This window comes from Nonomuraea sp. MTCD27 (assembly GCF_041950495.1).
In the GTDB taxonomy this organism is placed as follows: Bacteria; Actinomycetota; Actinomycetes; order Streptosporangiales; family Streptosporangiaceae; genus Nonomuraea.
In genome coordinates, this window is sequence record NZ_JBGNUW010000002.1 from 769141 (window position 1) to 783814 (window position 14674).

Annotated in this window: 13 protein-coding genes; 10 read left to right on the plus strand and 3 right to left on the minus strand. The window is 72.5% G+C overall.

The window, feature by feature from the left end:
- The first annotated feature begins 53 nt into the window (after positions 1–53).
- The 3 genes from ACBJ59_RS08070 (at position 54) to ACBJ59_RS08080 (ending at position 3133) form a co-directional block, all read left to right on the plus strand.
- Positions 54–887: a hypothetical protein gene (locus tag ACBJ59_RS08070; protein WP_375109502.1), complete on the plus strand. Its 834-nt coding sequence runs from the start codon at positions 54–56 to the stop codon at positions 885–887.
- Positions 884–1477 (plus strand): HAD family hydrolase, encoded by a 594-nt coding sequence (locus tag ACBJ59_RS08075; RefSeq protein WP_375109503.1) that lies wholly within the window; start codon positions 884–886, stop codon positions 1475–1477. Before ACBJ59_RS08070 ends, ACBJ59_RS08075 begins: the two co-directional genes overlap by 4 nt.
- Positions 1478–1576: 99 nt before the next feature.
- Positions 1577–3133, plus strand: a complete 1557-nt coding sequence (locus tag ACBJ59_RS08080; RefSeq protein WP_375109504.1) for an alkaline phosphatase D family protein — start codon at positions 1577–1579, stop codon at positions 3131–3133.
- A gap of 285 nt (positions 3134–3418) precedes the next feature.
- Here the strand turns inward: ACBJ59_RS08080 and ACBJ59_RS08085 are convergent, their stop codons facing one another.
- Entirely contained in the window at positions 3419–5434 is a 2016-nt protein-coding gene (locus ACBJ59_RS08085) for an efflux RND transporter periplasmic adaptor subunit (RefSeq protein ID WP_375109505.1), read from the minus strand.
- Between the two features lie 146 nt (positions 5435–5580).
- On the opposite strand from ACBJ59_RS08085, the gene ACBJ59_RS08090 reads away from it, so the two are divergent.
- The 6 genes from ACBJ59_RS08090 to ACBJ59_RS08115 are packed head-to-tail and all read left to right on the plus strand — an operon-like array spanning position 5581 to position 11574.
- Complete coding sequence (locus tag ACBJ59_RS08090; protein ID WP_375109506.1) at positions 5581–6780, plus strand: efflux RND transporter periplasmic adaptor subunit; 1200 nt, start codon at positions 5581–5583, stop codon at positions 6778–6780.
- On the plus strand, positions 6777–7583 hold the full coding sequence (locus tag ACBJ59_RS08095) for an ABC transporter ATP-binding protein (protein WP_375109507.1): 807 nt from the start codon (positions 6777–6779) through the stop codon (positions 7581–7583). The genes ACBJ59_RS08090 and ACBJ59_RS08095 overlap by 4 nt, the downstream gene beginning before the upstream one ends.
- Complete coding sequence (locus tag ACBJ59_RS08100) at positions 7580–8845, plus strand: ABC transporter permease (protein ID WP_375109508.1); 1266 nt, start codon at positions 7580–7582, stop codon at positions 8843–8845. Before ACBJ59_RS08095 ends, ACBJ59_RS08100 begins: the two co-directional genes overlap by 4 nt.
- A gap of 10 nt (positions 8846–8855) precedes the next feature.
- Entirely contained in the window at positions 8856–9410 is a 555-nt protein-coding gene (locus ACBJ59_RS08105; protein WP_375109509.1) for a hypothetical protein, read from the plus strand.
- Positions 9407–10099, plus strand: a complete 693-nt coding sequence (locus tag ACBJ59_RS08110) for a response regulator transcription factor (protein ID WP_364112106.1) — start codon at positions 9407–9409, stop codon at positions 10097–10099. The genes ACBJ59_RS08105 and ACBJ59_RS08110 overlap by 4 nt, the downstream gene beginning before the upstream one ends.
- The gene (locus tag ACBJ59_RS08115) at positions 10096–11574 is read left to right on the plus strand and encodes a sensor histidine kinase (protein ID WP_375109510.1); all 1479 of its coding nucleotides are present in this window, start codon (positions 10096–10098) and stop codon (positions 11572–11574) included. Before ACBJ59_RS08110 ends, ACBJ59_RS08115 begins: the two co-directional genes overlap by 4 nt.
- Here ACBJ59_RS08115 and ACBJ59_RS08120 read toward each other — a convergent pair.
- The gene (locus tag ACBJ59_RS08120) at positions 11559–12971 is read right to left on the minus strand and encodes an FG-GAP-like repeat-containing protein (RefSeq protein ID WP_375109511.1); all 1413 of its coding nucleotides are present in this window, start codon (positions 12969–12971) and stop codon (positions 11559–11561) included. The two genes, ACBJ59_RS08115 and ACBJ59_RS08120, sit on opposite strands and share 16 nt — an antisense overlap.
- A 146-nt stretch (positions 12972–13117) precedes the next feature.
- Between ACBJ59_RS08120 and ACBJ59_RS08125 the strand changes: the two genes are divergently transcribed.
- Positions 13118–14347, plus strand: coding sequence for a cytochrome P450 (locus ACBJ59_RS08125; RefSeq protein ID WP_375109512.1), 1230 nt, complete (start codon positions 13118–13120; stop codon positions 14345–14347).
- Between the two features lie 19 nt (positions 14348–14366).
- On the opposite strand, the gene ACBJ59_RS08130 is transcribed toward ACBJ59_RS08125, so the two are convergent.
- Positions 14367–14674: transposase (locus ACBJ59_RS08130; RefSeq protein WP_375109513.1), on the minus strand; the 308-nt coding region annotated here is incomplete at its 5' end.

The window sequence follows — 14674 nt, forward strand, 5'->3', positions numbered from 1 at the left end:
CAAGCGGCGTATGCCAATATCGCGCGAGAGGATCACGGGGTTGGGGAGGCGCGGTGGCCGTCATCGTCGGCGTGCACGGGATCGGCAAGTACAACTACTACCTCCAGGCCGGCCGGTCCGCGGCCGGGGCGGCGGAGGCCATGCGGCGCAAATGGGACCGCTACCTGCACGCGTCGCTCGGGGGCGAGGCGCGGGCCTACTTCGCCGAGATCGCCTACTTCTCCCACCTCCTGCACGACGGGGAGGACGACGACGGGCCCGGCACAGGACGGACGAAGGCCTCCGCCGCCCTGGAGCTCCAGGCTCAGCAGGTCCTCATCGGCTGGGCCCGGAACCTGGGCGTGGGCGAGCACGTCACGGGAGCGCTCAAATCGTTCACCGGCTGGCTGCTGAACCGGCTCGACAGCCGCTCGGCGGCGTTCGCCAAGCTCTTCGCGCCCGAGGTGGCCGCCTACCTCACCGACCAGGCCAGGCGCGAGAAGTCCCGGCAGGCCGTGGCGGAGGTCATCAGGAGGCACCGGCCGCAGGTCGTCATCGCCCACTCGCTGGGCAGCGTGGTCGCGTACGAGGCCCTGTGGGCGAACCCCGACCTCCAGGTCGACCTGCTGATCACCCTCGGCAGCCCCCTGGGCATGCGCAACGTCGTCTTCGAGCGCCTCCTGCCCGCCCCCGTCAACGGCCGCGGCGAGCGGCCCCGCGGCGTCGGACGCTGGGTGAACATCGCCGACAAGGACGACATCGCCGCCATCCCGCCCGCCCTGGCCGCCAGCTTCACCGGGGTCGACGTCGAAGAGCTGGTCAACATCGACTGGATCGACTTCCACACCGTCGAGAAATACCTGGGCTGCCCGGCGCTCGACCCGCATCTGCGACCATTCCTGGCATGACGTGGATTGTTTTCGACTACGGCGGTGTCCTCTCCCTGCCCCAGCCCGAGTCCGACGCCGACGCCATGGCGCTGGCCGTGGGCGCCGAGCCCGAGGAGTTCAAGCGGGGCTACTGGGAGCACCGGCTGGAGTTCGACGGGGGCGGTCTTACGCCGTTCACGTACTGGTCGGCGGTGCTGGGCCGGGCCGTCACCCACTCCGAGGTCGCGCGGCTGGTCGCCATGGACGTCGCGAGCTGGGCCCACCCCAACGAGGACACGGTCGCGCTGCTCGGTGAGCTGATCGAGGGCGGCCGCCACGTGGCGCTGCTGTCCAACGCGCCCGTCTGCGTCGGCGACGGCCTCGACGAGCTCCCCTGGATCGCCGCGATCGGGCACCGCTTCTACAGCGGCAGGATGGGGCTGGTCAAACCCGACAGGGAGATCTACGACGAGATGGCGCGCGCGCTCGGCACCGACCCGTCCGAGATCGTCTTCATCGACGACCGCCAGGAGAACGTGGAGGGCGCCCGGCGCGCGGGCATGACCGGCGTACGCTTCACCGACGCGGTCACGCTCCGCGCGGAACTGCCGGGGGCGGCCGCCCGCTGATCCGCAGGGGGCCCGAAGTCGCAGGACGACCGATGTTGTTCACCCGCGCTTGACTCCACTGTCACGGCTGAGTCAGCGCAGGTGGACATACCTGTGAACGTGGACCGCAGAGCCTTCCTGACAGCGGCGACAGCCGGCCTCCTCCTCCCGCAGCCCGCCGCCCCGGCGGCGGCCGCCTCCCCGTCCAGAACCCTCAGATCCGACCCCTTCACGCTGGGCGTGGCCTCCGGCGACCCCTCCGCCGACGGCTTCGTCCTGTGGACCAGGCTGGCCGTCGAACCGCTCGGCGGCGACGGCCGCGGCGGCATGCCCTCCCGGGACGTGGAGGTGGACTGGCAGGTCGCCACGGACGAGCGCTTCGCCAAGGTCGTCAAGTCCGGCACCGCCACCGCCCGGGCGCGCGACGCCCACAGCGTGCACGTCGAGCTGAAGGGCCTGGAGCCGGGGCGCGACTACTTCTACCGGTTCAGGAGCCAGGGCCGCCTGTCACCGGCCGGCCGGACCAGGACGACGCCGACGGGGGAGACGCCGCTCAACTTCGCGGTCGCCGCGTGCGCGCACTACGAGCACGGCTACTACACCGCCTACCGCCGCCTGGCCGAGCAGGAGCCGGACCTGGTGGTGTTCCTCGGTGACTACATGTACGAGTACGGCCCCAGCGGCTACACCGCGCTGGCCGGCCGCGTACGCACCCACACGCCCGGCAAGTGCCAGACCCTCGCCGACTACCGCCTGCGGCACGCCCAGTACAAGAGCGACCCCGACCTGCAGGCCGCGCACGCGGTGGCGCCGTGGCTGGTGGCCTTCGACGACCACGAGGTGGAGAACAACTGGGCCGGGCCCGTCTCCAGCACCGGGGCGGCGGGGTTCGAGCGGCGGCGGGCAGAGGCGTTCAGGGCGTACTACGAGAACATGCCGCTGCGCCGAGCCAGCCTCCAGGGTGCGGTGCTCCGGGTGAACCGGCGCGTCTCCTGGGGCACGCTGGCCCGCTTCCACCTGCTGGACACGCGGCAGTTCCGCGACGACCAGGCGTGCCTGGACGGGGTGCGGGCCGGGTGCGACGACCGGCTGGCGGACACGCGCACGCTGCTCGGGGCCGACCAGTGGCGCTGGCTGGAGAGCGGCCTGAACGGCTCCACCACCCGCTGGAACCTGCTCGGGCAGCAGATCATGATGGCGCACCGCGACTACAAGGTCGGACCGGGGCGCGAGGTGAACCTGGACTCGTGGGACGGCTACGCGGCCGAGCGCACGCGCCTGCTCGGCTCCCTGGCCCGTACGCCGAACCCCGTGGTGCTGACCGGCGACGCGCACATGCACCACCTGGCCGAGCTCAAGACCGACTTCGACGACCCGGACTCCCCGGTGGTGGCCAGGGAACTGGTGGCCTCGTCGATCGCGAGCGACGGCGACGGGTACCGCGACCGGACGTGGATCTCCGAGGCGCTGCAGGAGAACCCGCACATCTCCTACATCGACCAGCGGCGCGGCTACCTGGTGGCGCGGCTGACCCGCGACGAGCTGGCGGTGGACTTCCGGACGCTGGACTACATCTCCCGCAAGGGCGCCCGCGCCAGGACCGCCCACAGCCTCACGATCCCGGCCGTCACGGGGGCGGCGGCCGCCGGCCGGGCCGCGGCCCCCCGCGCCGGCTGAACGACCGTCCGGACGCCCGGGGCCCGGCGCGGGGGGACCGTCCGGGCGTCGGGCTCGGCCTGTGCTGGGTGGGCGGCTGTTCGCTGAACGTTGGCTGGGAGCCGGCTGAGGATCCGCTCAACCGGTCAGCGGCCATTTCACCCGCCATCTCGCCGGGCCATCCCGCCCGGCCATTCCACTCGCGACGGGAAGACCCGGCCGGACTCCGGAGTGGCAGGTTCGCCGGAGTCCGGCCGGGAGTGACCGGCCCGGGCGGGCGGGTGGTTTCCGTCCGGACCGGTCAGCTCATGCGCCGGGCCAGGCCCCGTCCGGGAACTCGCCCGACGTGCCGCCCGACATGACCACCTGGTCGCTCTCGCCCAGGCCCGAGGTGACCTCCACGTACTGGTCGCCGCGCACCCCGGTCCGCACCACCTTCGCCGAGTCCCGGCCGCCGGAGCGTACGGTGACCACCTGGGTGCCGTCCGACCGGCTGCGCACCGCCGCGGCGGGCACGTACAGCGCGTCCCTGGCCTCGTCCGTGGTGACCGTCACCGAGGCGGTCTGGCCGAGCATCAGCCCGGCGGGCGGCTCGTCGAAGGCGAGGGAGACCGAATAGCGGACGAGCCGGCCGTCCACCGTCGCGGTCGGCGCGATCGCCGTCACCGTGCCCTCGTACCGCTCGCCGCTCCGGGTGGCCAGGGTGATCTGCGCCTTCTGGCCGAGCTTGAGCCGGTTCACGTCGGACTCGGTGACCATGGCCTGGACCTGCAGCTCGTTCAGGTCGCCGAGGCTGATGAACGTGCCGGTGCCCGCCGTGTCACCGGTCCCGCCGCCGACCGACAGGACCGTGCCCGCCGCCGGGGCCACGATCCGGGTGGCCCGTACGGCGTCGGCGGCCTCCTCGACGGCGGCCTCGGCGCGGTCCACGTTCGCGGCGGCCTGCTCCTCGCTGACCCCGCCCTTGGCCCCCGTCCCTGCCGGTTGCCCCGTCCCTGCCGGTTGCCCCGTCCCTGCCGGTTGCCCGGTGCCGGTGCTTCCGCTCCGGGCGCAGGAACCCTGGGAGGTGCGGTCGCCGCCGGTGCTGGGCCCGGTCGAGGGCTTGCCACCGCCCGTGGGCCTGCCGCTCGCCGACGGTTTCGCGGTGCCGGACGGCTTGCCGGTGGCGGACGGTTTGGCGGTGGTCGAGGGTTTGCCGGTGGTGGATGGTGTGCCGGTGGGATACGGGGAGGTGGGGGCGGAGGGGTGGCCGCCGGACTGCTCGTTCCCGCCGGTTCCGCCCGTTCCGCCCGTCGGGGTCGCGGTGACGGTCGTGGTGACCCTGGCCGTCACGGTGGCCGTCACGGTGGCCGTCACCGTGGCGGTCGCGGTGACCGTCACCGTGGTCTGGGGCTGCGGCTGGGGGTCGGTGGGGCCGGGCGTCGGCGTGGTGGTCGGGTGCGGGGTGGGGCCGGGTGTCGGGCTCGTGTCCGGCTTCCCGTCAGCAGGGCCGGCCGGGCCGAAGGCGCCGCCGCCGTCCGCACCGCCCGTCGCCCGAGCGGCCGGAGCACCGGTGCCCGTGCGCGCGGAAGCGCCGGTCCCGGAGCCGGCCGGGACGCCGGTCACCGCGACGCCGGGCGCGGTCGTGCCGCCTGGAGCCGCCGTGGCGCCTGAAGCGGTCGTGGTGCCTGAAGCGGCCATGGCGCCTGTAGCGGTCGTGGTGCCGGGGACGACGCCGCCGGTCGCCTTCCCTGACGGGGCCGGTGTCGCGGCAGTCGGCCCCCCGGAGGGAGCGGGGACTGTGCTGGTCGGTCCCCTGGAGGGAGCGGGGGACGGGCCGGTCGGACTGCTGGAGGGAGCGGGGGTGGCCCGGCCGGATGGGGCCGGAGTGGTGCCGGTCGCCGGGGTCGAGGCGCCGGGCGTCGCGCCGCCCGGTACGCACGACGAGGGGTTCCCACCCCCGGTGTCCGCCGAAGCCGTCGAACCCGAGGACGCCTCCTCCAGCGCCTCCTCGGCGGCCGCCAGGTCGGCCTTGGCCGCCGCGTACGCCTCCCGCGCCGCCCGCCCGTCGATTTTGGCCAGGACCTGGCCCCGCTTCACCTTGGCCCCGACCTTCACGTACACCTTCGTCAGCGTCCCGGAGGAGCCGAAGGCCAGGTCCCTGCGCGAGCCGTCCACGGTGTTGCCCGCCGCGCTGACCGAGGCCGTGACCTGCCCGCGCTGGGCGGCGGCCAGCCGTACCTGGACGGTGGGCGGGGCGTCGTCGCGCAGCGCCAGTGCCAGGCCGGACCCGGCCACGAGCACGGCCAGGGCGAGCCCGCCCAGCGCGAAAGTCGGTCTCATGGCGGCCCATCCTGGCCGAGCAGGATCGCGGCAGGCTGCGAGGACCCTCAGAGTTGCCTGAGTGCCCGCCCGGCCGGCCGGGTTGTCAGCGAACGTTCAGCTTGCTCGCGGCTGCGGCGCAGCCTGGTGTGCAAGGGTCACCGCTCGTGAAGGTGTCGATCAGGCGCAGAGCGCTGATAACCAACGGGACGCTCACGGTGCTCCTGCTGGGCGGCGCCGGGCTCGCCTACGCGCAGCTCGGCACGGGACAGGCCGCGGGAGAGACCGCCGTGCGCACGGTGACCGCGGGCCGCGGCTCCGTGACCGCCGCGGTGTCCGCCTCGGGCGCGGTCGAGAGCTCCCGGTCCAGGGCGCTGTCGTTCGGGACGAGCGGGACCGTGGAGAAGATCTACGTCAAGGCCGGGGACAAGGTCGCCAAGGGCGATCTCCTTGCCCGGCTGGACGACGACGCCGCCCAGGAGAGCCTGTCGGCGGCCAAGGCCACGTACGAGAGCGCCCTCGACGACGGCACGGACACGGCCCAGCTCTACGCCGCCTACATCAAGGCCCGCAACGCCTACCGCGAGGCGCAGCGCACGGTCGCGGCCACCGTGCTGAAGGCGCCGTTCAAGGGCACGATCACGGCCGTGAACGGCTCGGTCGGCGGACCCGCCTCGGGTTCGGGGTCCAGCGGCGGGCAGGGCTCCACCGGGACCACGGGCTCCACAGGGGGCACGGGATCGACAGGGGGCACGGGGTCGACTGGGGGCACGGGGTCGACGGGCGGCACGGGCTCCACCGCGAGCTCCGGCTCCGGCGGCTTCGTCGAGCTCGCCGACACCACCAGGCTCCAGCTCGTCGGCACCTTCACCGAGTCCGACGTCGGCAAGCTCGAGCAGGGCCAGGAGGCCACGGTCACGTTCGACGCGCTGCCGGGCGTGACGGCCACGGGTGAGGTCACCCAGATCGAGCCGGTCGCCTCCACCAGCAACAACGTCGTGCAGTACCCGGTCACGGTCACCTTCACGAAGGTCCCGAGCGAGGTCAGGCTGGGCCAGACCGCCACCGTCGAGGTCGTGGTGGGCCAGGCCGAGAACGTCGTCACCGTCCCCTCCACGGCGGTCTCCACCAGCGGCGGCCAGACCACGGTCACCGTGCTCAAGGACGGCCGCCCGACCAGGACCCCGATCGAGGTCGGCGTGCAGGGCACCACGCTCACGGAGATCAGGTCGGGCGTGGCCGAGGGCGACCAGATCGTGCCCCCGTCCACCACCACGACCGGCACCACGGGCAACGGCGGCGGCCAGCGGCAGTTCGGCGGGGGCGGGTTCCCCGGGGGCGGCATGCCGGGCGGGGGCGCGCGATGACGACCGCGGAACCGCGGGCCGTGCGGCCCGTGCCCGTCCTGCGCGTGCGGGACCTCGTCAAGGAGTACGGCGAGGGCGACGCCAAGGTACGCGCCCTGCGCGGCATCAGCCTGGACGTCGAGCGGGGGGACTACGTGGCCATCATGGGCGCCTCCGGCTCCGGCAAGTCCACGCTCATGAACATCCTGGGCTGCCTCGACGTCCCGACCTCCGGCACGTACCTCATCGACGGCGCCGACGTGGGCCGGCTGAACGAGCACCAGCTCGCCATCCTGCGCAACCGCAGGGTCGGCTTCGTCTTCCAGTCGTTCAACCTGATCCCGCGCATGAGCGCGCTGGCCAACGTCGAACTGCCGCTCGTGTACGGCGGCGTCGGCCTGGCCGAGCGGCGCGAGCGGGCGCTGGCCGCGCTGGAGCAGGTCGGGCTGACCGACCGGGTGCACCACGAGCCGAACCAGCTCTCCGGCGGCCAGCAGCAGCGCGTGGCCGTGGCTCGGGCGCTGGTCACCGCGCCCGCCCTGCTGCTGGCCGACGAGCCGACCGGCAACCTCGACACCGCCTCCACCGGCGACGTCCTGGAGATCATGGACCGGCTCAGCGCGTCCGGCCGCACGATCGTGCTGATCACGCACGAGGACGACGTGGCCGCGCACGCCAAGCGGGTGATCAGGCTGGTGGACGGCGAGATCGTCGAGGACCGCCGCCAGGCGCCGGTGGACGGCCCGCCGCCGCGCACGCCCGAGAAGGACCCCGAGAAGGACCCCGAGAAGGACCCCGAGAGAGACGGCGCGGCCACCCGGTGAACCAGATCGAGATCCTCCGCTTCGCCCTGCGCGGCCTGCTGGCCAACAAGATGCGCAGCGCGCTGACCACGCTCGGCATCCTCATCGGCGTGGCCGCGGTCATCATGCTGGTGGCCGTCGGCGAGGGCTCCTCGCAGAGCATCCAGCAGAACATCCAGCGGCTCGGCGCCAACACGCTCACGATCTCGCCGTCCTTCTCGGGCGCCGGCGGCGGCGGCATGCGCGTGCCGGTCGGCGGCGGTGGTGGCGGCGGTGGCGGCAACACCGGGCCGCGTACCCAGGCCAGGGACCTCAGCCTGGCCGACGCCAAGGCGCTGACCGACCGGACGCTCGCGCCGTCGGTCAAGAGCGTCTCGCCGGTCGTGAACGCCTCCTCCGCCACGGCCGCGTACGGCGCCGCCAGCCACGCGATCTCGCAGTTCGTCGGCACGTACCCGAGCTATTTCGAGGCCGTCAACAAGCCCGTCGCCCAGGGCACGTACTTCTTCAACGACGACGTGCTGGCCGCCAGGAAGGTCGTGGTGCTCGGCCGGACCGTGGTGGAGGAGCTGTTCGGCACCGTCGATCCGATCGGCAAGCAGATCAGCGTGTCCGGGGTGCCGTTCACGGTGGTCGGCGTGCTGAAGGAGGCCGGGTCCACCGGCATACAGGACGCCGACGACGTGGCCGTCGCGCCGCTGCCGGCCGTGCAGCAGAGCCTGAGCGGGTTCGGCTCGCTCGGCCAGATCGTCGTGCAGGCGACCGGGGCCGAGGCCACCACGGCGGCCCAGGCCGAGGTCACGGCTATCCTCAACCAACGACACGGCATCACGAACAACAACCCCGACTACCGCATACTCAACCAGGCCACGTTGCAGGAGACCGTCAGTGCGGCCACCGGCACCTTCACCGTGCTGCTGGGCGCCGTCGCCGCGATCTCGCTGCTGGTGGGCGGCATCGGCATCACGAACATCATGCTGGTGACGGTCACCGAGCGCACCCGCGAGATCGGCATCCGCAAGGCCATCGGCGCGCCCAGGGGAGCGATCCTGGGCCAGTTCCTGATGGAGGCCACGTTGCTGAGCCTGGTCGGGGGGCTGTCCGGGGTGCTGGTGGCGTTCGTGGGGACCAGGTTCACCGTCGCCGGCATCGAGCCGGTCCTCGTGCCGTCGTCGGTCGTGCTGGCGCTGGGCGTCTCGCTGGGGATCGGGCTGTTCTTCGGCAGTTATCCCGCCAACAGGGCGGCCAAGCTCAGGCCGATCCAGGCCTTGCGCCACGAGTAAGGAGAAGGACATGGACAAGCTGGACTCCTCGCCGTTCCCCGACGATCTGCGGGAGGAGCTCGCCGTCCAGCCCGTCAAGGGCACCTCGAAGGTCACGCTGGCGCTGGGCGCCGGGGTCGTGCTGGTGGCCGGGATCCTCCTCGGCATGCAGGCGCAGAGCGTGTTCGGTGCCGGCGACGCGCCCCCGCAGGCCGCCGCGGGCGCGCAGCGCGCCCTGGGCGGCGGGTATGGCCAGCTGCCCGGCGGTGGACAGCTGCCCGGGGGTGGACAGCAGCCCGGCGGTGGACAGCAGCCTGGCGGCGGGCAGCGGATGGGCGGCGGAACCGTCGGCACGGTCGAGAAGGTCGAGGGCGGCAAGGTCTACGTCAAGACCACCGACGGCGCCACCGTCACGGTCAACGTCACCGACCAGACCTCCGTGCAGATCTCCAAGGCGGGCAAGATCGCCGACCTCGAGGCCGGCAGCACGATCGTGGTGCGCGGCCGGCCGGGCGCCGACGGCGCGGTCACCGCCGCCTCGATCACCCAGGGCGGCCAGGGATTCCAGGGAGGCGGCCCGCGATGAGCGAACCCGAGGCCAGGCTGCTGGTGGTCGACGACGAACCCAACATCAGGGAGCTGTTCTCGGCCAGCCTGCGCATGGCCGGGTTCGAGGTGCTGACCGCGGCCGATGGCAAGGAGGCCCTGCGGGTGGCCGAGGAGAGCACGCCGGACCTGGTGATGCTCGACGTGATGCTGCCCGACCTCGACGGCCTGGCGGTCGCGGGAAGGCTGCGGTCCCGCGGCCGCCGGGTCCCGGTGCTGTTCGTGACCGCCAAGGACACGCCGGAGGACCGGCTCGCCGGGCTGGGACTCGGTGAGGACTACGTGACCAAGCCGTTCAGCCTGGAGGAGGTCATCGCCCGGATCCGGGCCGTGCTGCGCAGGACCCGGCGCGGCGCGCCCCCGCCGAACCGGCTGCAGGTGGCCGACCTGGAGCTGGACGAGGAGAGCCACGAGGTCTGGCGCGACGGCGTCCCCGTACGGCTGTCGCCGACGGAGTTCCGGCTGCTGCGGTACTTCATGCTCAACGTGGGCCGGGTGCTGTCGAAGACGCAGATCCTCGACCACGTCTGGAACGGCGACTGGCGCACCGACGTCGGGCTCGTCGAGTCGTACGTCTCCTACCTGCGCCGCAAGGTGGACACCGGCGAGCGCAAATACCTGCACACGCTGCGCGGGGTGGGCTACATCCTGCGCCCGCCCCGCATATGAGAGAGCTCAGGAAACAACTGTCCAGGGCGCCGCTCTGGCTGCGGCTGGTCTCGGCCACCCTCCTGCTGGTCACCCTCGCCATCACGCTGACCGGCCTGTTCGCCGTGCGGTTGCTGCGCGGCTATCTCGTCGAACGCGTCGACCAGCAGCTGCGCGCGGCCACCATGCCGTGGCGCGACGCGCCCCCGCCGCCGGACCCGCGCCCCGACGCGCGGCCGCAGCGCTTCTTCGGCCTGTTCCACGGCGTGATCCTGGACTCGGGCGGCGCGCTGGTCAGGACCATCAGCGAGTCGACCGAGGAGCACCGCCCCGACCTGCCCCGGCTGACCCTGGCCGACGTCATCGAGCTCAGGGGGCGCCCCTTCACGGTGGACTCGCGCGGCGCGGGCGGCCCGAGCTGGCGGGTCGTCGCGGTGCCGGGGCGGCTGGGCGAGAGCCGCGTGATGGCCATCAGCCTGGGCGACGTGGACGGCACGGTCTCCCAGCTCGGCCTGATCGTCGCGGTCGGCGGCGGGGGCACGCTGGTGGTGCTCGGGTTCGCCTGCTACTGGCTCGTACGCCGGAGCCTGCGCCCGCTGCGCCAGATCGCGCACACCGCGAACGACATCGCCGACGGCGACCTGTCGCGCCGCGTGCCCCTCTGGGCCGGCACCACCGAGGTCGGCAAGCTGGGCCGCTCGCTCAACACCATGCTCGCCCGGATCGAGGTGGCGGTGCGCGAGCGGGAGGCGGCGGCCGAGTCCGCCCGCGAGTCCGCCACGGCCGCCCGGCGGTCGGAGGAGCTGATGCGCAGGTTCATGGCCGACGCCTCGCACGAGCTGCGCACGCCGCTGACCTCGATCAGGGGGTTCGCGGAGCTGTACCGGCTGGGGGAGGAGAAAGACCTCGCCGAGGCCGTACGCCTGCTGAGCCGCATCGAGGGGCAGGCCGCCCGGATGGGGCTGCTGGTGGAGGACATGCTGCTGCTGGCCCGGCTCGACCAGCGGCGCGAGCTGGCGATGCGGCCCGTGGACCTGCTCAGCCTGGCGGCCACGGTGGTGATCGACGCCCAGACGCTGGCGCCCGACCGGAGGATCGAGCTGGTGCGGCTGTTCGGCGGGGACGGCGACGTGATCGTGACCGGCGACGAGACCCGGCTGGGCCAGGTGCTCAACAACCTCGTGACCAACGCGCTCACCCACACCCCGGCCGGCACCCCGTTCCAGGTGCGGGTGGGTATCGACGGCGACCAGGCCGTCGTGGAGGTGGCCGACGAGGGGCCCGGATTCCCGGCGGACGTGGCCGAGCGGGTGTTCGAGCGGTTCTACCGGGCCGATCCGGCGCGCAGCACGGGCGGGTCCGGGCTGGGGCTGTCGATCGCGGCCACGCTGGTGGAGGCGCACGGCGGCATCGTCCTGGCGGAGAGCGAGCCCGGCAAGGGCGCCCTGTTCCGGGTGATCCTGCCCGTCGGGGACGGGGGTCAGCCGAAGGTGTAGCCGTACAGGCCGGTGCCCTTGCTGAGCTGGCGGACCTTGCCCAGCTTGAGGCGGGACTCCCGCCGGCCGGGCGCGTACATGACGAGTCCCTGATCCGGCGCCGCCACGACGAGCCCGTACACCGGGGGCCGCTTGGCCAGCGACCGGTAGCGCTCCCAGCCCGGCAGTGCGGTCACCGAGGCCCCGAAGTCCTGGCCCTTCCCCTTCACCAGCAGGTTCCCCACCCGGGTCAGCCCGCCCGACGAGCGGCCCTGGAGCACCTGGACGGCCTTCTCGCCGGGCACGCCGACGGCCAGCTCGTCGTTGCCGTCGCCGTTGAAGTCCCCGGCGGCCAGCGAGGCCCCGAACCGGTCGTAGTAGCGCGGCCTGCCGTCCAGCGAGTTCTGCGACCAGGCCTCGGTCCTGTCGGTGCGCAGGCCGGCCCGCGAGCCGTAGAGCACGTCCACGGTGCCGTCGCCGTAGTCCATGGCCCGCTGGTTCTTGCTGATCCCCTCGCCGGGCACGCCGATGGCCAGGTCGGACCGGCCGTCGCCGTTGAAGTCCCCGGTGGCCAGCGAGGCCCCGAAGTTGTCCCACTTCTCCGAGGCGCCCTGGATCCCCGGAGTGCTCTGCGTGAGCAGCCGGGCCCGCTTCCCGCGCACGTCGATGACGGTCACCGAGCCCTGCCCGTCCACCTTCACGCTGTCGGCGGGCGCCCCCACGGCCAGCTCGTCGCGCCCGTCCCCGTCGAAGTCGCCGGTCGCCAGCGAGGCGCCCCACTGGTCGGTGACGCTCGCCGCCTGGCGCACCCACGGCGTCTTCTGCGTGATCTGGTACGGCTTGCGGCCCTTCATCCAGTACACGGTCACCGCACCGCCCGACCGGTGGCTCGGCGCCCCGACCGCCAGCTCGTCCCGGCCGTCCCCGTCGAGGTCCCCCGCCGCCAGCGAGGCCCCGAACCGGTCGCTGGACGGCTTGGCCAGCGCCAGCTCCTTCCCGGCGACCAGCCCTTCCGGTGACCCGTCGAAGATCTGCACGACCCCGTTCCCGTCGCCCCCCGGCACCCGCTTCCCGGCGAACTCCTCCGACACCCCCACGGCCAGGTCGGCGCACCGGTCCCCGTTGAAGTCGCCGACGGCGAGCGCCGAGCCGAACGAGTCGCCGGGCTCGGCGCCGTCCTGGGTGAGCCGGGCCTTCCTGCCGGAGCCGTACATGACGGTCACGGAACCGGCCCTGGAGGCGTCGTAGGGGGCGGCCACGGCGAGGTCGGGACGGCCGTCGGCGTCGAAGTCGAGGGGGTGCCCGCCGCACGCCCGGCCGGTGGTTGGGCCGGTGGTGGAGCCGGTGGTGGAGCCGATGGCGGGTGTCGTACCGGAAGCGAGGGGGAGAACCAGGCAGGCGGCCAGCAGAACCTTCATACCGGAAGTAATGACCAGGCAGGTCGAACCGGGTCTGAACGGCACGAGAACGGGCCAGGAGGGCGGGATGCACATCACTCTCGCCCTCGGCGGGACAGGGGCTCCGGGCGGCCGCTGAACGCGGCGGAACGTGCCAGGATAGATGGGTGGACATCGACCTCGCGGATCTGGATTTCTGGCGCAAACCCCTCAAAGAGCGGAATGAGGCGTTCGCCCGGCTCCGGCAATTGGAGCTTCCGGTGTTCTTCCCTGAGAAGAAGGTGCCCTTCCTCCGCTCGGGCAAGGGCTTCTACGCCCTCGTACGACACGCGGACGTGGTCGAGGCCAGCCGCAACGCCAAGATCTTCTCCAGCGAGCCGGCCGTCACCAACCCGGAGCCGCCCGGCTGGGTGAAGCAGGTGTTCGGCGAGTCGATGGTCAACATGGACGACCCGCGCCACGCCCGCCTGCGCCGGATCGTCACCCGCTCGTTCAGCCCGAAGATGCTGGCCGGCCTGCAGAGCGACATCGAGGCCGCGTGCGCGCGCATCGTGGACGACGTCGTCGAGGCGGGGCCGCGCGACTTCGTCACCCAGGTGGCCGCCCGGCTGCCCATCCACGTCATCTGCGACATGCTCGACATCCCGCAGGAGCTGCGGGAGAAGGTCCACCAGCACGTCGACATCTCCACCGCCTACACCGGCGTGCGCCCCAGCCTGGCCCGCAGCGTCCAGATGGCCGGCCAGAACATGCTGGCCCTGCTCGCCCTGCAGCGCATGGTGATCAAGCTCGGCCACGAGCGCGTCGCCGACCCCAAGGGCGACCTGGTCTCCCTGCTGGTCAACGCCAACCCCGACGGCGAGAAGCTGACCGACAAGGAGCTCGGCTCGTTCTTCTCCCTGCTGCTGGTGGCCGGCAACGAGACGGCCCGCAACACGATGGCCCACGGCATCCGGCTGCTCACCGAGAACCCGGTGCAGCGCGAGCTGCTGATGAGCGACTTCGACGCGCACATCAACGGCGCGATCGAGGAGATGGTCCGCTACGTGTCGCCCATCATGCAGTTCCGGCGCACGGTCACCGAGGACTACTCGCTGCGCGGCCTGGAGCTGAAGCAGGGCGACAAGGTCGTGCTGTTCTACGGCTCCGCCAACCGTGACGAGTCGGTCTTCCCCGACGCCGACACGTTCGACATCACCCGCGACACCAAGCCGCACGTCGGCTTCGGCGGCCCCGGGCCGCACTTCTGCCTGGGCGCCAACCTGGCCAGGCAGGAGATGCGCACGATGTTCCGCGTGCTGCTGACCCGGCTGCCCGGCATCCGCTCGGTCGGCGAGCCCGAGCTGCTCCTGTCGAACTTCGACAACAGCGTCCGCAGCCAGGCGTTCACGTTCTAGGGCGCGTATTGGGTTGTGATCAAGGGGTGGGTCGTGTGAGGTCTTTGATCCAAATCATCGCGCCACGAAGGTGGAGGCCGGCGATGTAGCTCTCAGGGGTCTTGTCGTAGCGGGTGGCGATGCCTCGCCAGGCCTTCAGCTTGTTGATCAGACGCTCGACGGTGTTGCGATCCTTGTAGACCTCTGCGTCGTGGCTGATGGGCCGGCCGCCCCTGCCACCCTTGTTCTTCCGGTTGGCGACCTGGTCCTTCTTCTCCGGGATGACGGCTTTGATGTGGCGTTTGCGGAGGTAGGCGCGGTTGCCGCGGGAGGAGTAGGCCTTGTCCG

What these genes read in the sequence shown, in the direction of transcription:
- ACBJ59_RS08120 (WP_375109511.1), bottom strand. Translation starts at nt 12,971, where the DNA reads ATGAAGGTTCTGCTGGCCGCCTGCCTGGTTCTCCCCCTCGCTTCCGGT.
- ACBJ59_RS08075 (WP_375109503.1), top strand. Translation starts at nt 884, where the DNA reads ATGACGTGGATTGTTTTCGACTACGGCGGTGTCCTCTCCCTGCCCCAG.
- ACBJ59_RS08115 (WP_375109510.1), top strand. Translation starts at nt 10,096, where the DNA reads ATGAGAGAGCTCAGGAAACAACTGTCCAGGGCGCCGCTCTGGCTGCGG.
- ACBJ59_RS08110 (WP_364112106.1), top strand. Translation starts at nt 9,407, where the DNA reads ATGAGCGAACCCGAGGCCAGGCTGCTGGTGGTCGACGACGAACCCAAC.
- ACBJ59_RS08095 (WP_375109507.1), top strand. Translation starts at nt 6,777, where the DNA reads ATGACGACCGCGGAACCGCGGGCCGTGCGGCCCGTGCCCGTCCTGCGC.
- ACBJ59_RS08105 (WP_375109509.1), top strand. Translation starts at nt 8,856, where the DNA reads ATGGACAAGCTGGACTCCTCGCCGTTCCCCGACGATCTGCGGGAGGAG.
- ACBJ59_RS08085 (WP_375109505.1), bottom strand. Translation starts at nt 5,434, where the DNA reads ATGAGACCGACTTTCGCGCTGGGCGGGCTCGCCCTGGCCGTGCTCGTG.